Genomic DNA, 18,607 nt, shown 5'->3' with positions numbered 1-18,607 from the left:
CGATTACCACACGAGAATCTGCAGGGACGATTTCACGGCCGGCTGGATGCCGTCCGCGGCCTCGAGACTGGCCCGGGTTCCGCTGAGCGGATCGTAGAGCTCGGCCTGGTGCACTTGCGGCAATTTGATGGTGCCGGCCTTGGCGCTCCAGAACATCAGCAGGCGCTTACCGTCGTCGCGGGTCCAGGACACGCTGTAGAAGGTGTCGGGCAGGTTCGCAAGCTCCGGCGTCTTGCCGGGTTTGAGGCGCGCGCCGGTAATCTCGAGAAAACGCGCGAGCGCCTTGTACACCGGCTTGGGTTCGCCGTTGAGATCGAGCAGGCCGTAATGCTGGTCGCGAGCCGAGGCGCGCGAGTCGAGATCGGAAAGGGCGAAGAGAAAGATCCGCTCGTAGTCCTGGTCGCTCATCAACGCCAGGCGACGCAGGGTGTAGTCGGCCTGGCCGTCGACGCCGATCAGCCGCTGCATCTCCTTGGGCCCGGCGTAGCTCGACCAGCCCCACTCGGTGGCCCAGATCCTCTTCAGGCCGGCGCCGTGCAGCATGTCGTTGAGCTGCTTGCCGCGCAGCAGCACTTCGTTTTTGCCCGGCTCATCGCTTTCCGGGGTTTCCGAATACGGGTGGTAGGCGGCGACCATGCCCAGGCTCTGCACGCCCAGTTCGCCGAGTTTCTCGAACATCAGCGCGTTGCGCTGGGGCGGCATCTGGCTGTAGTAGGCCATGCCGCCCATGACCTGGATCTTGTCCGGCGCCACCTGGTTCAGGGCCTGATGGGTCGCCAGCAGCAGCTCGCCGTAGCCCTTGGCATCGGGTTTCGGCCGCCAGTTGTTGGGTATGTTCTGCTCGTTCCACACCTGCCAGGCGTCGATGTCCGGGTAACGCTGGGCCAGCATGGCCATGCGCGTGGCGAAGACTTTCGGATCGCGCGGCGGGTACTGATCCTGGAACGGCCCGCCCTTGGGGGCGGTGGTCACGAAGGGCGCCGAGCCTACGAGGTAGAACAGCGACTTGAGTTTCGAGTCGCTCAGGGTCCGGTCCAGTTCGTCGAGGGTGCTGAGTTGATAACCCTCTTCGGTGGGTTCGAGCCGATCCCAGTGCAGGTCGACCCGCACCCATTGCAGGCCGAGCTGCTTATAGGCGGCGATCTGTTTGCGGTATTGCTGCGGGGTGAACCACAGGAAATGCGCATTGACCCCCAGGTAGTCCTTCCACACCAGGGTGCGATCGGGGGCCAGGTTGATCGGCGTGGCATCGACCTGTTCGCTGAGCAGCAGGGCGCCGCCTACCGCCAGTGCGGCGACCAGTGGCAGATAGCGCAATAGAGGGCGACGTTTAAGGCCTGCTCGGGTCTTCATTTCGATCGCTCCTTGCACACTTCATTGAACAGTTCGGCGAAGCGCCGCGCGGTGGCGCTCCACTCGCGTTGTTGCCCGGTCTCGCTGGCCCGCGCGGCCCACTGGCGGGCCAGTTCGGGCTCCAGCACCAGACGGCTCAGGTGCTGGCTCAGCGCTTCGATATCGCCTTGCTGATAAGTCACGCCATTGCCGCCGGCAACCTCCTCGGCAAAGGCCCGGGCATTGGAGGTGACGACCCCGCGACCGCAGGCATTGGCCCAGGACAGGGCGCCGCTGGTGCCGCGCATCTGGCCGAGCCAGGCGAGCTTTTTCGATTCCCGGTACGGCAGCACCATCACATGGTGGGCCTGGATGGTGCGGGCGATCTCGGCGGACGGCAGGTCCAGTTGCCAGTCCACCACATCGTCCAGCTGCAATTCGCGAATGCGCTGGCGCAGGCCGTCGAGGTAGTTGCCGGCCGGGTCGAAGGTCATTTCCGGGGCGGTGCCGCCGGCCAGGGTCAGGCGGACCTGGCCACGGCACTGCGGGTTGGCCGCCAGGGTACGGGCCAGGGCTTCGATCAGGTCTTCGATGCCCTTGCCGCGGTAGATGAAGCCGAAGTACAGCAGGCGCAACGGCACCAGCGGCGGCAGCTCGGCCGCGGGGATCGGCAGGTTGCCGTGGGCGATCACCGCCACCTGTTGCGGTCGCAGGCCCATGCGCTGACGCAGGCAGTCGCCGCCCAGCCGGGTCAGGGTAATCAGCCGGCGCATGCCGCGGGCCAGGCGCCGTTCTTCGCGCAGGGTCAGCGGGTCGGCGAGCAGCGCCGCCGCTTGCGGCAGCGGGTGCGGCAGGCGTTCGAGCAGGGTCAGTGGCCAGAACAGCCGGGCGCGCCGCCAGATCAGGCGCTCCGGGTCATGCACGGTGGCCGTGCGGGGGATCCGCGGTTGCTCGGTGCTCAGGTAGTCGAGCGCCTGGAATTCGCCGAAGCGGCCACCGCCGAGTTCGGCGTGCACCAGGTCGACGCCCGTCCAGTCGAAGGCGCGCAGGCGCGTCAGCTGTTCCGCGGGATCGTGACAGCCGGCCAGCGGCGTCAGCACCTCGATGCCAAGGCCGCGCAGCGCATTGCTGAAATGCGCGGCGTAGTCGGCGATACCGGTCTGTTCCGGCGGCAGCGGGGCCAGCAAGGCGATACGCATCATGCCGCACCGCGCCAGCTGTTGATCCGCTCCAGCACCCTGGACGGTACTTCGAAGCGGCGACGGTTGAGGATCAGTCCGTCGACCTTGCCGAAGGCGGTAGTCAGCAACGACATTGCATTTTCGATCATCGGCACGGTGCTGGTCCGGGCCTCGATCACCAGAGCGATCAGGTCGGCGCGGCGCAGGATCAGGAAGGCCTCCTGGTTCGACAGCAGGGCCGAGGCATCCAGCAGCAGCACTTCACCGGGCTGGGCCGGTGCGCTGTCGTTGACCCGCACGCGCTGGCCGCGTTCTTCCAGCAGGCGGCGCAGGCGTTCGAGGATGAAACTCACGCCTTCGCCATGGCGCGCCGAGGTCAGGCCCAGGGTCAGGCCCTGGCTCTCGATGCGCTCCATGGGCAGCAGGCTGTAGAGCCGGTAGATGCTCGCGGTCATGGCGGTGGGTGTGGCGTCCTCGAGGTCCGGCACGCTGCCCCACAGCGGCACCTGGAACAGCTCCGGCAGGCGCGAGCCGTCGTGGATGCGCTGGTCCAGCAGGTAGCAGACATAGATGGTCAGCAAACCCACGGCGATGCCCGCGGGAATGGCGAACAGCAGGATCAGCAGGCTCTTGGGGAAGACCCGCGCCGGGTTGAAGGTGGCGTGCTCGATGATCGCGATGTTGCTGATCTGGCTGCTGTCGAGCTCGTGGTCGATACGCGCCTGTTCCAGGTTTTCCGAGTACAGCGCGTAGCTCTTTTCCGCGGTGCGCAACTGCTGGGTCAGGCGGTTGAGTTCGGGCTCGTCGGTCAGTACCCGGTCGCGCTCGGTACGCAGGGCGGCCAGGGTCTTGTCGTAGTTCTCGATCTGCCCGGTCAGCCGGCGCTGTTGCAGCTGGGCATCGATGACCTGCTGCTTGACGTTGGTCACCAGGCTATTGGGCGCGATGTTCTTCGAGCGTTCCAGGCGGCTCTCTTCCTGTTCGCTGAGGGCCTGCAGGTCGTGGATGTTCTGTTCGATCTGCTTGACCGCCGGCGCCTCGGGCAAATAGGTGCGCAGCAAGCGCGCGCGTTCCACCTGCAGGGTGTTGAGCTGGCGCTTGAGGTCGAGCTGGGTCGGGTTGAGGCTGGTCTCGCGACTGGTCACCACTTCGACGGGCTGATCGAGGATCTGCTGGCGGGCGTTGATCAGGAAGCTGCTGATCCCGGACAGCTGGTTCTGCGCATTGACCCGGGCGTCGGTCAGGCGGTCGATCTGGCTGGTGAGGTTTTCCAGGCGGGCATCGACGCTGATCGAATCGATCTGCTTCAGGCGGCCCTGCAATTGCTCCTTGAGGCTGAGGATCTGCGCGGCCACCTTGTTGCCTTCGCCCTCATAGAAGGCATAGAGGCTTTTGCGACCGAGCACCCGGGCGCGCTCCTCGAGGAAGGTGTCGACCCAGATCTTCACTACCTGCTGGGCGATTTCCGGGTCGTCCCAGGTAAAGCTGATATCGATCACCGACGAACCCGCTTCGTGGCTGGCCTGGAAGTTCTTTTCCAGGCGGGTCGCCAGGCGGTCCAGCGGGCTCTGCGGCTCAGACAGGCCGACCAGTTGCAGCAGGCTGCGCAGCGCATCGATGGCCGTGCCCATGGCCTTCTTGGCGTAGAACTTGAGGGTCTTCCAGAAACCCTGGGGTTCGGCGGTCGCGCTCAGTTCCAGGTAGCGCTGGGCGACGATGTGCACGATGGGTCGACCGGTGAGCATCTTCTCCTCATCGACGATCGGGTCGTGCTGGGTGCTGGGCGAGATCAGCGTCTGGCGATTGCCGGCTTCGATCGGTACCGTGGTGCTGTCGCGCCCGGGCTTGACCAGCAGGCGCGCGTCCGACTCGTAGCGCGTCGGCAGCAGGAAGGCGCCCAGCACCGCGACCACGATAGTGGTGATGACCGCCAGCTTGAACTCGCGGCGGAAGATGAAGAACAGGCGCAACAGGTCGCGTAGAGAGCGTATTTCGATCACGGGATCACTCCGTTGAAAGTACTTGTAGCAGTGGCTGATGGAGGCCGATCAAACGCTGTTTACTGCCCCGTCCCGGTACCGGTGGAACTGCTGGTGAAGTTGTTGATCGTGTTGCCGCTGTTCTTCACTTCCTGATCATTCAGGTCGTAGTTGAAGCCCAGGCCGATCCCCTTGTTGATCGGGAACAGCTTGGTGAAGTACATGTCCACCGCTTCCACCGTGCTGCCGATGGTCGATTGCGGCACGTAGATCAGGTCGCCGCGCTGCAGGGCGACCAGCGGATGATCGGGGTTGCTGAGCATGCTGCCGAGGTCGACGAAGTACATCTTGTACTTGCCGTCGGGGCCGGTCCTGAGCAGGGCGATGTTGGAGCTGTCGGCCGAGGGCAGCACGCCGCCGGAGCTGAGCAGGGCCTGTTCTACCGACACGGTGCCGGCCAGGTTGAAGAACGACGGGTTGGCCACCGCGCCGCCGATGAACACCCGGTTGCTCGGGGCAATGGCGATGTTCACGGTCACTTCGGGCTCGCGGTAGACACGGGTGTAGCGTTTGGTGATTTCCTTGCCCAGGTCTTCCGGGGTCAGCAGCGCGGCCTTGATCCGGCCGATGTTGGGCATCGAGATGAAACCGTCCGGTCGCACCACGAACATCGTCATGTCGTCGGAGCTGGCCGGCTCCTGGGCATCGCGCACGATGCGCAGGGTGTCGCCGCTCTGGATCAGCACCTGGGCGGGCGGCAGGTCGGCCAGGGTCAGTGCCGCCGCGTGGCGGGCCTTGAGGGTGTCGCTGTCGGGGAGCGCGACATGGGCGGGGGTCGAGCAGCCGCCCAGCCACAGGGTGGCGGTCAGGATGCTCAACAGACAAAGCCGGGAAGGTCGGTTAATAGTCATCATGACAGCTCAGGTCCAGTAGTTTGAGAACATGCTCAAGCGACGCTTGAGCGGTGTCGGCAGATGCTGTTCGGCGTGGCCGAGGCGATAGCCCAACAGTTTCAGCGCGCTGCGCAGCAGCACTTCCGGTACGCGTTGCAACTGGCCGGCGTCACGCAAGGCGCGCAACTCGGCCTGGACGTAACGTTTGCCTTCTCCGCCCGCGCTGCCGAATGCTTCGCGGATCCAGGGCTCGCGGCCATAAAACACGCCGATATCGAAATAACGGCGGAACTCCTGCATCAGACTGTAGCTGTGCGAATGCTGTACGCAGGCGCTGGCGGCGTAGCGCACCAGATAACCGTTGAGCAGCATGCGCGCCGCGACGTGGGCGTCCTCGCTGCCGATGACGTCCTCGGGAAAGCCGCCCACCGCTTGCAGGGCGCTGCGCCGGTAGACGGAAAACGAGTCCGAACTGAAGCAGGTCTTGATCCCCAGCTCCCCGGCGTCGGCCAGGCTTTTGCTGCGGCTCTGCGGGCTGTAGTTGAAGTGGCGCGACTGCGCCTCGAGAATCCCGGCCCCGGGATGTGGCAGTTGACGACCATAGGCGAGGCCGATCCGTGGGTCTTCTTCCAGCTCCTGGATCAGGTTGGCGAAGGTCTGGGGCGTGGCCGGAATCGCATCCTGGGTCAGCAGGATCAGCGCGTCGGCGTCCACCTGTTCGCTTGCCCAGCGGCGGGTGCCGCCATGGTTGAATTGCTGGGCGGCGATGACCTCCACCCGGGCGCCGAACTGCCGGAAGCGGTCGACGGTGTGGTCCGTGGAGCTGCTGTCGACCACCAGCACGGTGTCCGGTTGCAGCGTCTGCGCGGCCAGCGCTGGGAGCAGCCGGTCGAGGTGCGCTCCGGCGTTGCGGGCGGGAATGATCAGCGCCACCTTCATCATGGTTTTACCTGCGCCGGGGCACGGCCGTAGACGTCTTCGAAACGCACGATGTCGTCTTCGCCCAGGTACTCGCCGCTTTGCACTTCGATCATCACCAGGTCGATGATCCCGGGGTTGCTCAGGCGGTGTTTATGGCCGGCGGGGATATAGGTGGATTCGTTGCTGTTGAGCAGGACCTCCAGGTCGCCATTGGTGATCAGGGCGGCGCCGCTGACCACTATCCAGTGCTCGCTGCGGTGATGATGCATCTGCAGCGACAGCGATTCCTTGGGCTTGACCATGATGCGCTTGATCTTGAAGCGGCTGCTTTCCTCCAGCACGGTGTAGGTCCCCCAAGGGCGGGTGACCGTGCGGTGCAGGCTGTAGGCACTGTGGCCGAGGCGCTTGAGTTCGGTGACGATATGGCGCACGTCCTGGGTCCGCGAGGCATCGGCCACCAGCAGCGCGTCGGGGGTGTCGACGATGATCAGGTCGCTGACGCCGACGGCGCCGAGCACCCGCTTGGGCGAATCGATGTAGCAATTGCGCACGTCATGCAGGATGGCTTCGCCGTTGACCTGGTTGCCGGCGGCGTCGCTCGGGGTCAGCTGGCGCAGCGCATCCCAGGAACCGATGTCGCTCCAGCCGAGGTCGCAGGGCACCACGGCGACCCGCTCGGAGCGCTCCATCAGGGCCACGTCGATCGAAACGTCCGGGGCGCGAGCCAGGCTGTCGGCGTCGAGTTCACGCTGGCGGCAGTGCTTGTTGTCCAGGGTCATGCCTTGTTCCAGGCAGGCCTGGGCGGCGCTCAGCACCTCGGGAGCATGCAGAGTCAGCTCTTGCAGCAGAGTATCGGCGCGGAAGCAGAACATCCCGGCGTTCCACAAGTAGTTGCCGCTGTCGACGTAGGCCTGGGCGGTGGCCAGGTTGGGTTTCTCGACGAAGCGCGCGACCTGGAAACCTTCCTTCAGCGCCGGGCCCTGTTCGATGTAGCCAAACCCGGTCTCGGGTTTGTCGGGCTGAATGCCGAAGGTCGCCAGATAACCTGCTTCGGCAAGGCTGCGCGCCTTGCCCACGGCTGCGGCGAAGGCATCCTGGTCGAGGATCAGGTGGTCGGCCGGAAGGATCAGCAACTGCGCCTCGTCGCCCCAGTACTCGCGCACATGCAGGGCCGCCACGGCAATGGCCACGGCGGTGTTGCGCCCGAACGGCTCGAGCAGCAGGTCGAGGCCCAGCTTGCCCTGATTGACGTTGCGGTACTCGTCCAGCGAGCGGAACAGCAGCTCGCGGTTGGTCACCGTGACCACGCAGCTGACGTCCGCCAGGCTGCTGGCGCGGACGAAGGTCTTTTGCAGCAGGCTCTGCCCATCGCGCATGCGTATGAATGGCTTGGGCATGTTCTGTCGAGAGACTGGCCACAGGCGCGAGCCGGAGCCGCCGGAAATAATGCAGGGGATCAATCCAGTGAATGCGCTCATCAGTAGACTTCCTTCGTCGAGAGGACGGCCGGAACCGTCATGAAAACGATGTACAGATCCAGCCAGACCGACCACTTGGAGATGTAATCGAGGTCGTACTCCACTCGTTTCTGGATTTTCTGCAGGGTGTCGGTTTCTCCCCGGTAGCCATTGATCTGCGCCCAGCCGGTGATCCCGGGCTTGACCCGATGGCGCGAGCTGTATTCGCGCACCGCCTGTTCGAACGGCACTCCCGCCGCCTTGGTGGCGGTGGCGTGTGGGCGAGGCCCGACAATCGACATGTTGCCCATCAGCACGTTGAACAGTTGGGGCAGCTCATCGATGCTGGTCTTGCGAATGAAGCGTCCGACCCGGGTGATCCGCGGGTCTTCCCGGGTGGTCTGCCGTTCGGCATTGAGGTCCGCCTGCTCGACATACATCGAGCGGAACTTGAACACACGGATCAGCCGGTCGTTGTAGCCGTAGCGCTTTTGCCGGAACAGCACGGGGCCCTTGGAATCGAGCTTCACCGCCACGGCAGTGGCCAGCAGCACAGGGGACAACAGGACCAGGCCCAGCAGGGCGAGCAGGATGTCCTCGCAGCGCTTGATCAGCGGCGCCCAGCCGCGCAATGGCAGCTCGGAAGTGTTGAACATCAGGATGCCGCCGACATCGGTCATGCGGTTGTGGCCAAAGCGCAGGGTAGTGATGTCGGGCACCAGGGCGACATTCACCGACAACTGCCGCAGCCGTTGCACCAGTTCGCCGATGCGTGCGTGCGCAGCCCAGGGCAGGGCGATCAGGACCTGATTGACCTGCTCGGAACGGATCAGCTCTTCCAGGTTCTGGGTGTTGCCCAGAAAGGGCAGGTCGCAGAAGGCCTTGGGCACGCGGTCGCTGCGATCGTCGATGAAACCGATCAGGCCGGAGCGGATATCGCCGTGGCGCTGCATGTGTTCGGCAAGGAACAGCGCGCTCTCGCTGAAACCGAGGATCACCGTGCGTTGCAGGTATTTGCCCCTGGCCATCCACGAATGGAACAGGCGCAGCAGAAACAGACGCTCGATGCCAAACAGCACGAGGCTGGCGATGAACCAGACAGCCAGGTCCCGCAGGCTGAAGACCGGCAGCAGGTGCAGCCCCAGGTACATGACCAGCAGGATGCAGAAGGCGGAGGTCCAGGCCACCAGCATCGTGCGCAGACGCAGGCGATTGCTGAAGAACTCTTCGGAGTAGACCCCCTGGGCCTGGAACAGGATGACGGTGATGACGGCAAAGAACAGCAGCAGGCCGAGTACGGTTGGCCAGATATCCGCACTGGTGGATTCAAGACTCAGGAGCAGCAGGATTCCAGGCAGGGCGGCGGACAGGGCGTGCGTCAGTTTTACCCCCGAAATGAAGAGTTCCATGAATCCGGTTCGGGTCAGGAACCTGCTATCAATCGATTTCGTAAGCATCGAATCCCGTCGTTGCCAGGTAAGAACCCAGCTCTGTTAAGGGTAAAGCCACTACAGAGGCAGGCTGAAAAAACTAAGGCTTACTGCAAAAAAGTCTGTTTTTTGGCGGCCTATGATGGCCAAACAATACTATTTTTCTGCTTTGATGGTCAATGAATTGACTAATTCTGGCAGATTAATCCTTTTTTTGCATTATGCATCGGTTTTTTGACGGTTCTGCGCATCCAGGACGAATGGCAGCCTGGGCATGTGTCACGAAGTTGGCTCATTCGTGAGCGAGGGCGTGACGGATAAATGGAGTGTTGTTCAGGGGTCGACTCTTGTCCAACCGGTGGCGATTTATTCCCTTTCGCCCGTGATTACGGGGTTCTTGATGGCTGGTGCGGCCCTCGGGTGGGGGCGCTCTGGCGGTGTAGACTGGACGCTGCGAACTAACCGAAGGAAGGGGAAGAAGCTGTGAAGTATTGGTCATTGCTGTTGCTGGGTTTGATGCCATTGCTGGCGCACGCGGTGGAGGTCGGCGAGCGTCTGGCGCCCTGGACCTTGCTCGATCAATTCGACCGGGCCTACAGCCTCGACGGGCAGGCACGGACCCTGCTGGTGGCGCGCAGCATGGATGGCGCCAAGCTGGTGAACGCCGCCTTGCAGGATCGTCCTGCGGGTTATCTGGAGGCCCGGCACACGGTATTCGTCGCGGACATCCAGCGCATGCCGGCGGTGATCGCCAGGATGTTCGCGGTGCCGGCGATGCGTGATTATGGCTACCGGGTCATGCTCGACCGTGACGGGCGGGTGGCGCCGCGCTACGCCGGGGCTGTGGATAAAGTCCTGTGGCTGCAGCTCGACGATGGCCGGCTGGTGGCTCAACGCGAGTACGGCACGGCCGCCGAACTGCGCGCAGCGCTGGAGCAGGCGCAACCATGATCAGTGCCGCGCTGCTGTCGCCGCCCACTCTCGGCGCCGGCTGGCTGATCTATGTGCCAGTGCTGGTCTGGGTCGCCTGGCGCGCGCCCTGGGTCGAGCTGTTCAGCGACAGCCGGCGTCAGCATCTGCTGTTCGGTACGGTGTTCGCGTTGTTCATGTTGTGGCTGGTGCGCCGGGATTTCGATACCGGGGTGTCCTATCACTTCATCGGCATGACGGCGGTGACCCTGTTGCTGGACTGGCCGCTGGCGATCGTCGGCGGCCTGATTGCCCAGGTGGGGCTGGTCGCGCTGGGCCGCCAGGACCTGGCGGCGGTCGGCATCAACGGCGCCTTGCTGATCCTGCTGCCGGTGCTGGTCACCGAATGCTGCGCGATCCTGGTGGAGCGCGCGCAGCCGCGTAATCCCTTTGTGTATATCTTCTGTTCCGGTTTTTTTGCCGCCGCCCTGTCGGCCTTGTTGTGCTTGCTGGTGGGCCTGGGGCTGCTGTGGTTCGACGGGCGTTTTGCCATGCCGGAATGGCTGGAGGACTTCGTCGGCTACCTGTGGCTGATCATCTTTCCCGAGGCCTTCATCAACGGCATGGTGGTCAGCGCCCTGGTGGTGTTCTGCCCCGAATGGCTGGAAACCTTCAACCGCACCCGTTACCTGTCGGCACCGTGGAAGGATGACGATCCGCGTTCTTGATCCATATCAAACACGTTCGGCAGGCGCGGTCCCATGCTCGGCAAAAACCGTTCGGGAGCAGGGTCATGAGTGTGTATGAATGGGCGCGGCAGGAAGTACGCAAGAGTCTGGATACTGCGCAGCAAGAGGGGTTCGAACCGGGCTTGAGCCTGCGCGCCCTGCTCAGCGCGGTGGTGCAGGAGAGTCGGCGGGTGCGCAGCGGCGAGGATCTGGCCGACGAGTTGCAGTTTCTCGCGGAGAACCTCGACGATACGCAGGATTACGCTTTCATGCGGCCTTAAAGCTTTAGTGGGCGCGAGGCGGCAGGTCGTCGGAAAACAGATCGTCCTCGGCATCCGGGCTGACCGGAATCTTGTGTTCTTCGGCAGCCCAGGCGCCGAGGTCGATCAGTTTGCAGCGGTCCGAGCAGAACGGACGGTTGAGGTTGCTCGCGGTCCATTCCACGGGCGCACCGCAGGTTGGACATTCCACGGTCAGGGGTTGGCTCATGACTGGCCTCCACGCAAGGTAAGGTAAAAGTGATGCAGGCGTTCGACCTCGCTGTGCAGCCAGACGAGGTCGCGGTCGTTGACCAGCACATCGTCGGCATGGCTCAGGCGGTCTTCGCGGGTCGCCTGGGCCTTGAGAATCGCCTGGATCTGCTGTTCGCTGATCCGGTCGCGTTGCAGGGTCCGCTCGATCTGCAGCTGTTGCGGCACATCGATCACCAGGATCCGCTGGGTCATCGCGTACTGCCCGGACTCGATCAACAGCGGTGACACCAGAATCGCGTAGGGCGACTCGGCACGGGCCAGGTGGGCGGCGATTTCATCGGCAATCAACGGATGCAGCAAGGCTTCCAGCCAGAGACGTTGTTGCGGCACCTCGAAGATCAGCTTGCGCAGTGCGGCGCGGTCCAGCTGGCCATCGGCCTGCAGCAGGCTGTCGCCGAAATGTTCGGCAATGCGGGCCAGGGCCGGGCGGCCGGGTTCCACCACCCAGCGGGCGGCGTGGTCGGCATCCACCACATGAATGCCCAGGTCGATGAAGTGCTGGGCCGCGGCACTTTTGCCACTGCCGATACCGCCGGTAAGGCCGAGGATCCAGGGTTTGAAAACAGGCTTGGTCATCTGAAACCGACAAACTGCAAATAGGAGTCGGTTATTTGACCACCCCAGAGCAAGGCAATCCAGCCGGCAATGGCCAGAAAGGGACCGAAAGGGATAGGCGTGGACATTTGCGCGCGGTTGCGGCGCAGCATGGCGATCCCGGCCAGGGCTCCGGTCAGTGAGGCCAGCAGCAGGGTCATCGGCAGAATCTGCCAACCGCCCCAGGCGCCGAACATGGCCAACAGCTTGAAATCGCCGTGCCCCATGCCTTCTTTGCCGGTCAGCAGCTTGAACAACCAGTACACCGACCACAGGCACAGGTAGCCGGCCACGGCGCCCCACAGCGCATCGTGGAGGCTGACGAACAGGTCGAAGCCATTGACGATCAGGCCCAGCCACAACAGGGGCAGCACCAGCACGTCGGGCAACAGTTGATGATCGGCATCGATCAGGCTCATCGCCAACAGGCCCCAGCTCAGGAACAGCATCAAGCCGGCCTGCCAGCCAAAGCCGAAATGCCAGGCCACGAACGCCGAGGCCAGGCCGCAGGCCAGCTCCACCAGCGGGTAGCGCCGGCCGATCGGGGCCTTGCACGCGGAGCAGCGTCCGCGCAGCAGCAGGTAGCTGAACAGCGGGATGTTTTCCCAGGGGCGGATCGGGTGCGCACAGTGCGGGCACTGGGAGTGCGGGAGCAACAGGTTGTAGGTCGGCCCGGCAGGCTCGTCGGGCAGCCCGAGGATGTCACGGGCCTGGGCGTGCCAGTCGCGTTCGAGCATCTTTGGCAGACGCCAGATCAGCACATTGAGAAAGCTGCCGACAATCAGGCCCAGGATCAGCACCGATGCTACGAAGACCAGCGGGTAGCTGGCCAGGACCTCAGTCAATGACATGTTCAGATCGCTGTGCCGAGTTGGAAGATGGGTAAGTACATGGCGACCACCAGGCCGCCGACGAGGGTGCCCAAAACTACCATGATCACGGGTTCCATGAGACTGCTCAGGGTGTCGACCAGGGTATCGACCTCTTCCTCATAATGGATCGCGACCTTTTCCAGCATGCCGTCCAGGGCCCCGGACTCTTCGCCGATGGCGGTCATCTGGATGGCCATGCCGGGAAAGATGCCGGATGCGCGCATGGAAAAATGCAACTGCATGCCGGTCGCCACGTCCTGCCTGATGCGGTTCACCGCTTGCTTGAACACCTGGTTGCCGGTGGCCCCGGCCACCGAGCCCAGGGCCTCCACCAGCGGCACTCCGGCGGCGAAAGTGGTGGACAAGGTGCGGGCGTAGCGGGCCACCGCGGACTTGTACATCAGTGGCGCTACCAACGGCAGTTTCAGCAGGCCCACGTCCAGCCAGTGGCGAAAGCGTGGTGAGCGCCGGCGGGCATGGCGCAGGCCGAACACACTGAGCAACAGCGCGCCCACCAGCAGCCACCACCAGTGCTGCACGAATTCCGAGAGGGCGATGACCAGTTGCGTGAACATGGGCAATTGCGCGCCGAAGCCCTGGAACATCGACTGGAATTGCGGCACCACCTTGACCAGCAGGATCCCCGTCACCACCAGCGCCACGCAGATCACCGCCAGGGGATAAGTCATGGCCTTGCGGATCCGCGTCTTGAGGTTTTCGCTTTTTTCCTTGTAGGTCGCCACCCGCTCCAGCAGGGTTTCCAGGGCCCCGGCCTGTTCGCCGGCATCCACCAGGCTGCAGTACAGCTCGTCGAAGTACCGCGGCCTCTTGCGCAGCGCGCTGGTGAAGCTGCTGCCGGCGGCGATGTCCTGTTTCAGCTCGCCCATCAGTTTGCGCATGTTCGGGTTATCGAAGCCCTCGGCAATGATGTCGAACGATTGCAGCAGTGGTACGCCGGCCTTGATCAGGGTCGCCAGTTGCCGGGTGAACAGGCTGATGTCGCGGGCCTTGATCGGGGGCGTGCGCTGCAACAGCGAGCTGGACTTCTTCCTGACCCTGGCCGGGTTGATGCCTTGCTTGCGCAACTGGGCCCTGATCAGCGAGGGGGTATGGCCGCTCAATTCGCCGCGCAGTTTGCTGCCTTGCCTGTCGGTGCCTTCCCACAGGTAAACACTGACTTTTGCTGCTTTGACCGCCATGGTGTCGAGTCCCGGGTTGTGATGGATGTCCTCAGGGCCGGCAGTGCCCTGTGCGTTAGCGAGTGGACCGCTGCGCGGCGCGCGGCGTCCGGCTCATAGAGTTTGAATGGCCCGATACGTTCCTTGGATGGGGCGGGCAGTGAATGCAATCGATGATCGAATGACAGCGTAGCCCGTCACGACGACCGGCCCAGGGCACTTGGCTGACAAAAAGTGTCAGATAGTGCGACTTCTGGCGCTCACTGCCGCGGCTTCGCGCCGCTAAAGCCCCGTTCAGCCGGAGTGCAGGCGCTGGCACAGGCTGTGCTATGGCTGTGTGGTGAGTGCCCAGACCCCTGGATATCCCCTGCTTGGAGCAGATAGATGAAGTATCAGAAAGGTTTTACCTTGATCGAGCTGTTGGTCGTTGTGGCGATCATCGGCATCCTGGCCACCTTTGCCATGCCGCTGTATTCCAAATACCAGGCGCGGGCCAAGGTCACCGCGGCGTTGGCCGAAGCCTCGGCGCTGAAGGTCAACTTCGAGGACGTGCTGAACCAGGGCAGCGATCCGACCCTGGAGCTGGTGGGGGGTAAGGCGGCGACGTCGAACTGCACCATGACCGCTGCGGGTTCTGCCTCGACCGGAGCGGGAACAATCGGCTGCACCATCCTCAATGCACCGGCACCGGTGCTGAATAAGACCGTCACCCTGACCCGCACCACGGCCGATGGCTGGGTCTGCACCACCACTGTCCCTGCGGACTACTCCCCTAAAGGCTGCACCGCCAGCGGCAGCTGAGTCCGGTTCTCGCTTGCCTGGCGCGTGAAACGCCACGCGCCAGCGTGCCTTTGGGGAAAATATCGAGAATTCAGGAAGTTAGCTCGCCGGGAAGTGCAACTTGCATGCAGATTATTCACAGGTCATGCATTTTGCATGACCGCGAGTGCTTGGATGATTTTTTAATTCTTTGATATTTAAGGGCTTTATTGTTTTTCTGAACTTGGCATAACGCCTGCAATCTACTTAAGTAACCCTGCTGCCAGGACTTGGAGCAGGTTTTCCAGAAGAACAGGAGTTACTCGTATGAAGAAGTTCGCTATCGCTGCTGCAACTGCTACCGCTCTGACCCTGACCATGGCTAACGTCGCATTTGCCCAGACCACTCAAGCTACTCAGGCGCCAATGGTGCTCGCGGCGGGTGAAGTGACCAAGGCCAAGGAAGCCACTTCCGACACCTGGATCACCACCAAAGTCAAAGCGGATCTCGTAACTGAAAAAGGCATTCCTGGTACCGACATCAAGGTCGAAACCAACAAGGGTGTGGTTTCCCTGTCCTCCACCACTGCTCTGACCGCGGCGCAGAAAGAAACCGCAGTCAACATCGCCAAAAACATCAAAGGCGTGAAGGCAGTATCGGCTGACGGTTTGAAAACCGACTAAGCCTCAAGCTTCTTTCCTGGACAGGGAGAAGATGCGGTAGAGGATTCATCTACCGCTTCCTTGAAGGTTCATGCGAATGGCCACAGGGAAGTGGCTCCTTTTTGTAAACAGAACAGGCCCCGGCACAGTGTGTCGGGGCCTGTTCTGTTCATGGCGGGGAAAACCGCCGGGCCGACCCGTTTCCGGGGCGGCGGGGAGGGTGGTTATTCGGCGTCCAGGTGCATGGGGGTAATGACCCGACCATCGCTTTCGGCCTGGCCAAGGTTGGCATCGATGAAGTAGACCCGGTCGTCCGCCAGTTGGCCCTTGTCCACCAGGAAGTCCTTGATGCTGCTGGCCCGTTCCTGGCCCAACTGGCGCAACAGCACATCGCTGCCACTCCAGAACTTGATCACGCCTTCACGCATTTTCGCGGTGCGCTCTTCCTTGCCCAGGTCCTTCCATTCGGCCGGTGGCTGGGTCTTGAGGCGTGTGCGATAGATGCCCTCCAGCAGCGGGGCTTTCTCTTTCTCCGGTACTTCCAGCAGCGACGCCTGGGCCGGCACCTTGTCGCCGCGACGCTGGAGCATCTTGTAGTAGTTGTACTGGTATTCCCGCTCCAGGCGTTGCTCGGCGATCAGCGGGCCATCGCTGCTCTGCGCGGCGGTGCCTTCGATCTCCAGGCGCAGGGCCGGACGTTCCTTGAGCGCATTGGACAGCTTGACCAGCGTTGCTTCCGATTCCGGGCTCAAGTCACTCGAGCCCGGGGCGAACGAGACACTGCCCAAGTCTTGCGAACCGCCACCCGCGACCAGCCCGCCAATCAGTTTGAACGGTGCCGCGGCAGCCTTGACGATCAGGTTGCGCAGGGTCTGCCAGACAATCGGCATGACGCTGAACTGCGGGTTGTTCAGATCGCCGGTCACCGGCAGTTCGATGGAGATCTTGCCGTCGACATCCTTGAGCAAGGCGACCGCCAGTTTCAGTGGCAGGCTCACGGCATCCGGGCTGTCGACTTTTTCCCCCAGCTCCAGTTGTTCGACCACCACTTTGTTTTCGGCCTTGAGCTGGCCGTTGGTGATGACGTAGTGCAGGTCGAGGTTGAGCCGGCCCTTGCGGATGCGGTAGCCGGCGAACTTGCCGGAGTAGGGGGTCAGGTTGGTCAGTTCGACGCGTTTGAAGCTGGTGGCGATGTCCAGGGCGGCCATTGGATCGAAGGGGTTCACGCTGCCCTTGATGGTGACCGGAGCATAACGGTCGACCTTGCCCTTGATATCGACGCTGGCCGGTTTTGCCTGGCGGCTGTCGATGGTGCCGATCTGGCCATTGAGTTGCTGGACGGCCGTGGCGAAGTTGGGGGTCAGGCTGAAGTCGGCGAAGTTGGCCGAACCGTCGTTGATGGCGATCTGGCCGATATGGATGCCGAGGGGTTTTTCCTTGGCGGCCGGCTTGGCTGCGCCTTTCGGCGCGCTGTCGGCCGGTTGCGGGATCAGCAGGTCATCGATGTTGGTGGTGCGGTCATCGTTGATCATGAAGCGCGCATAGGGCTGCATCAGGTTGACCTTGTTGATCGTCAGGCTGTCGCCGTGCTGATAGTTCAGGCCTTCGAGCACCAGTTGCTGCCATTTCACGAAATCGCGGGTTTTCAGGGTGTCCAGGGTGTGCAACTGGTCGACCTGGGCGCGGCCAGTCACGCTGAATGTCAGGGGATCGATGTTTTTCAGGTCCACTGCCAGGTCGCTGCCGAGCATGCCGCTGCGCAGCTCCAGGCGAATGAACGGGCTGATGTAGGACTGGGCGACCCGCAGGTCGATGTCCTTGGTCTGCACCGCCAGCTTGGCGGTCACCGGTTGCAGGTTGACCACGCCGTTGGCGAGGATCTTGCCCTGTTTGCCCACTCCGGTGTCGAGCTTGAGGTTGAAAGGCGACTGGTTGAGGCTGTCGAAGTTCTGCACGTCGACGTTCAGCGGGCCGACTTCCAAAGCTACGGCCGGCTTGGCCTGACGGTCCGCCAGGTGCACCTGGTAATTGCGCAGTTGCACGTCCTTGAGCAGCACCTGCCAGGGTTTGCTTGGCGCCGGAGCGGGAGCCGGCGGAGTATCGGCGGCGGCCGGAGCGGGCTTGGCGGCCGGTTTGGCCGGCTGGCTGGCGAACAGCTTCTGCCAGTCCAGTTGACCATCGGCCTCCAGGGCGGCCCAGGTTTCCAGTTTCTGACTGCGGATCTTGCCGACCACCACTTGCTGCTTGGCCAGGTCGACCGTGGTCTCACTGACGTCCAGGCGCTCCAGACGGGCCAGTGGCCGACCGTCCGGGGCCTTGATGGCAAAAGGCGCCACGCTGACCGAGGCATCGCTGAGCAGCAGCTCGGTTTCCTTGGACAGGTTCAGCTTGTAGCGGGTGTTGAGGTTCAGCACGCCGTCTTCGAGGACCAGGGGCAAGGCATCGCGGACATAGGGCCACCAGGCTTTCATCTGGCCGTCGGTGACTTTCAGGGTGCCTTCGGAGGCGATCGGAGTCAGGCTGAAATTGCCGCTCCAATCGATCTGACCGCCCGCGGGGCCCGCGGCGACCAGGGTCATGTCGGCACTGTCATCGGGCAGGGTGCTGAGGTTCTTCAGCTCGAGATCGAGTTTGTCGTAGAGGAAATCGATGGGCTCGCTGGGCCGCGCGTCCTGGAAGTGCACATAACCGCCCGCCAGCTTGATGCGCCCGATACGCAGGGGGAACGGCTTGGCCTCGGGGTCGTCCGGAGTGGGTTCGCTGGCGGGCAGGTTGAACAGGCCCAGCAGGTTGAGCTTGCCGTCCTTGGCGAACAGGATCTCGCTCTTGGGTTTGTCCAGCTCGATATCGGCCAGGTGCAGCGCGCGGGTCCAGAGGCTGTCCAGCTGCAGGTTGGCGTAGAGACGTTCGAAGGCCACCTGCTCCTTGCCCGGCTCGCCGATATTCAGGCCCCAGAGCGTCAGTTCGAGACTGAACGGGTTGAGTTCGATGCGCTGGATCTTTGCCGGTACCGTCGCGTAGTTGGCCAACTGTTGATTGGCCACTCGCAAGGCGATGCCCGGCAAAATCAGAAAGCCCAACAGGCTGTACAGGGCGAGAGCGGTCAACAAGGCGCCAATAGCGCGGATCAATCCTTTGGACATGCGAGGCTTCATCTATCTGAATCGGAAGTGCGTTG

At 63.1% G+C, this 18,607-nt stretch carries 17 protein-coding genes; 5 read left to right on the top strand and 12 right to left on the bottom strand.

Annotated features, from left to right (window positions below; all coding sequences use genetic code 11):
* Positions 1–3: 3 nt before the first annotated feature.
* Genes CXQ81_RS28260 through CXQ81_RS28230 form a run of 7 tightly spaced genes read right to left on the bottom strand, consistent with a single transcriptional unit; the run spans position 4 to position 9,220 of the window.
* Positions 4–1,353 (bottom strand): beta-xylosidase, encoded by a 1,350-nt coding sequence (locus CXQ81_RS28260; protein ID WP_101339155.1) that lies wholly within the window; start codon positions 1,351–1,353, stop codon positions 4–6.
* Positions 1,350–2,531, bottom strand: coding sequence for a glycosyltransferase (locus CXQ81_RS28255; protein ID WP_101339490.1), 1,182 nt, complete (start codon positions 2,529–2,531; stop codon positions 1,350–1,352). Before CXQ81_RS28255 ends, CXQ81_RS28260 begins: the two co-directional genes overlap by 4 nt.
* Positions 2,531–4,513: a GumC family protein gene (locus tag CXQ81_RS28250; protein ID WP_101339154.1), complete on the bottom strand. Its 1,983-nt coding sequence runs from the start codon at positions 4,511–4,513 to the stop codon at positions 2,531–2,533. Before CXQ81_RS28250 ends, CXQ81_RS28255 begins: the two co-directional genes overlap by 1 nt.
* Before the next feature lie 59 nt (positions 4,514–4,572).
* Positions 4,573–5,406: a polysaccharide biosynthesis/export family protein gene (locus tag CXQ81_RS28245; RefSeq protein WP_007924693.1), complete on the bottom strand. Its 834-nt coding sequence runs from the start codon at positions 5,404–5,406 to the stop codon at positions 4,573–4,575.
* A gap of 6 nt (positions 5,407–5,412) precedes the next feature.
* The gene (locus CXQ81_RS28240) at positions 5,413–6,324 is read right to left on the bottom strand and encodes a glycosyltransferase family 2 protein (RefSeq protein ID WP_101339153.1); all 912 of its coding nucleotides are present in this window, start codon (positions 6,322–6,324) and stop codon (positions 5,413–5,415) included.
* The gene (locus tag CXQ81_RS28235; protein ID WP_053262709.1) at positions 6,324–7,784 is read right to left on the bottom strand and encodes a mannose-1-phosphate guanylyltransferase/mannose-6-phosphate isomerase; all 1,461 of its coding nucleotides are present in this window, start codon (positions 7,782–7,784) and stop codon (positions 6,324–6,326) included. Before CXQ81_RS28235 ends, CXQ81_RS28240 begins: the two co-directional genes overlap by 1 nt.
* Positions 7,784–9,220, bottom strand: a complete 1,437-nt coding sequence (locus CXQ81_RS28230) for an undecaprenyl-phosphate glucose phosphotransferase (RefSeq protein ID WP_101339152.1) — start codon at positions 9,218–9,220, stop codon at positions 7,784–7,786. Before CXQ81_RS28230 ends, CXQ81_RS28235 begins: the two co-directional genes overlap by 1 nt.
* Before the next feature lie 456 nt (positions 9,221–9,676).
* Here CXQ81_RS28230 and CXQ81_RS28220 point away from each other — a divergent pair, with 456 nt between their 5' ends.
* The 3 genes from CXQ81_RS28220 (at position 9,677) to CXQ81_RS28210 (ending at position 11,111) form a co-directional block, all read left to right on the top strand.
* Positions 9,677–10,144, top strand: a complete 468-nt coding sequence (locus tag CXQ81_RS28220) for a hypothetical protein (RefSeq protein WP_007924686.1) — start codon at positions 9,677–9,679, stop codon at positions 10,142–10,144.
* Positions 10,141–10,830 (top strand): energy-coupling factor ABC transporter permease, encoded by a 690-nt coding sequence (locus CXQ81_RS28215; protein WP_101339150.1) that lies wholly within the window; start codon positions 10,141–10,143, stop codon positions 10,828–10,830. The genes CXQ81_RS28220 and CXQ81_RS28215 overlap by 4 nt, the downstream gene beginning before the upstream one ends.
* 65 nt (positions 10,831–10,895) lie before the next feature.
* Positions 10,896–11,111 carry a hypothetical protein gene (locus CXQ81_RS28210; protein ID WP_007924682.1) on the top strand — a complete coding sequence of 72 codons (216 nt, stop codon included), beginning with the start codon at positions 10,896–10,898 and terminating at the stop codon, positions 11,109–11,111.
* A gap of 4 nt (positions 11,112–11,115) precedes the next feature.
* Here the strand turns inward: CXQ81_RS28210 and yacG are convergent, their stop codons facing one another.
* From yacG to CXQ81_RS28190, 4 genes are read right to left on the bottom strand one after another with little or no spacing between them, the layout of a single operon-like run.
* On the bottom strand, positions 11,116–11,319 hold the full coding sequence (gene yacG, locus CXQ81_RS28205; protein ID WP_007924679.1) for a DNA gyrase inhibitor YacG: 204 nt from the start codon (positions 11,317–11,319) through the stop codon (positions 11,116–11,118).
* On the bottom strand, positions 11,316–11,939 hold the full coding sequence (gene coaE, locus CXQ81_RS28200; RefSeq protein WP_101339149.1) for a dephospho-CoA kinase: 624 nt from the start codon (positions 11,937–11,939) through the stop codon (positions 11,316–11,318). Before coaE ends, yacG begins: the two co-directional genes overlap by 4 nt.
* Complete coding sequence (locus tag CXQ81_RS28195) at positions 11,936–12,808, bottom strand: A24 family peptidase (RefSeq protein ID WP_101339148.1); 873 nt, start codon at positions 12,806–12,808, stop codon at positions 11,936–11,938. Before CXQ81_RS28195 ends, coaE begins: the two co-directional genes overlap by 4 nt.
* 2 nt (positions 12,809–12,810) lie before the next feature.
* On the bottom strand, positions 12,811–14,028 hold the full coding sequence (locus tag CXQ81_RS28190; RefSeq protein WP_101339147.1) for a type II secretion system F family protein: 1,218 nt from the start codon (positions 14,026–14,028) through the stop codon (positions 12,811–12,813).
* Positions 14,029–14,391: 363 nt separating this feature from the next.
* Between CXQ81_RS28190 and CXQ81_RS28185 the strand changes: the two genes are divergently transcribed.
* Together CXQ81_RS28185 and CXQ81_RS28180 are read left to right on the top strand one after the other, a co-directional pair.
* Entirely contained in the window at positions 14,392–14,808 is a 417-nt protein-coding gene (locus CXQ81_RS28185; RefSeq protein ID WP_007924673.1) for a pilin, read from the top strand.
* 285 nt (positions 14,809–15,093) lie between these two features.
* Positions 15,094–15,450 carry a BON domain-containing protein gene (locus tag CXQ81_RS28180; protein ID WP_009045666.1) on the top strand — a complete coding sequence of 119 codons (357 nt, stop codon included), beginning with the start codon at positions 15,094–15,096 and terminating at the stop codon, positions 15,448–15,450.
* 203 nt (positions 15,451–15,653) lie between these two features.
* Here CXQ81_RS28180 and CXQ81_RS28175 read toward each other — a convergent pair whose 3' ends face one another.
* Positions 15,654–18,572 (bottom strand): DUF748 domain-containing protein, encoded by a 2,919-nt coding sequence (locus CXQ81_RS28175; protein ID WP_101339146.1) that lies wholly within the window; start codon positions 18,570–18,572, stop codon positions 15,654–15,656.
* Between the last annotated feature and the right edge of the window lie 35 nt (positions 18,573–18,607).

This window comes from Pseudomonas sp. 09C 129 (assembly GCF_002843625.1).
Classification (GTDB): domain Bacteria; phylum Pseudomonadota; class Gammaproteobacteria; order Pseudomonadales; family Pseudomonadaceae; genus Aquipseudomonas; species Aquipseudomonas chlororaphis.
Note: the sequence above shows the minus strand (reverse complement) of the source record. Positions and strands in the feature narration are given on the sequence as shown.

Bases quoted from the DNA above. Each gene is read 5' to 3' on its own strand.
- CXQ81_RS28235 (WP_053262709.1), bottom strand. From the start codon at position 7,784: ATGAGCGCATTCACTGGATTGATCCCCTGCATTATTTCCGGCGGCTCC.
- CXQ81_RS28215 (WP_101339150.1), top strand. From the start codon at position 10,141: ATGATCAGTGCCGCGCTGCTGTCGCCGCCCACTCTCGGCGCCGGCTGG.
- CXQ81_RS28245 (WP_007924693.1), bottom strand. From the start codon at position 5,406: ATGATGACTATTAACCGACCTTCCCGGCTTTGTCTGTTGAGCATCCTG.
- yacG (WP_007924679.1), bottom strand. From the start codon at position 11,319: ATGAGCCAACCCCTGACCGTGGAATGTCCAACCTGCGGTGCGCCCGTG.
- CXQ81_RS28255 (WP_101339490.1), bottom strand. From the start codon at position 2,531: ATGCGTATCGCCTTGCTGGCCCCGCTGCCGCCGGAACAGACCGGTATC.
- CXQ81_RS28210 (WP_007924682.1), top strand. From the start codon at position 10,896: ATGAGTGTGTATGAATGGGCGCGGCAGGAAGTACGCAAGAGTCTGGAT.
- CXQ81_RS28260 (WP_101339155.1), bottom strand. From the start codon at position 1,353: ATGAAGACCCGAGCAGGCCTTAAACGTCGCCCTCTATTGCGCTATCTG.
- coaE (WP_101339149.1), bottom strand. From the start codon at position 11,939: ATGACCAAGCCTGTTTTCAAACCCTGGATCCTCGGCCTTACCGGCGGT.
- CXQ81_RS28190 (WP_101339147.1), bottom strand. From the start codon at position 14,028: ATGGCGGTCAAAGCAGCAAAAGTCAGTGTTTACCTGTGGGAAGGCACC.
- CXQ81_RS28185 (WP_007924673.1), top strand. From the start codon at position 14,392: ATGAAGTATCAGAAAGGTTTTACCTTGATCGAGCTGTTGGTCGTTGTG.
- CXQ81_RS28195 (WP_101339148.1), bottom strand. From the start codon at position 12,808: ATGTCATTGACTGAGGTCCTGGCCAGCTACCCGCTGGTCTTCGTAGCA.
- CXQ81_RS28240 (WP_101339153.1), bottom strand. From the start codon at position 6,324: ATGAAGGTGGCGCTGATCATTCCCGCCCGCAACGCCGGAGCGCACCTC.
- CXQ81_RS28180 (WP_009045666.1), top strand. From the start codon at position 15,094: ATGAAGAAGTTCGCTATCGCTGCTGCAACTGCTACCGCTCTGACCCTG.
- CXQ81_RS28175 (WP_101339146.1), bottom strand. From the start codon at position 18,572: ATGTCCAAAGGATTGATCCGCGCTATTGGCGCCTTGTTGACCGCTCTC.
- CXQ81_RS28230 (WP_101339152.1), bottom strand. From the start codon at position 9,220: ATGCTTACGAAATCGATTGATAGCAGGTTCCTGACCCGAACCGGATTC.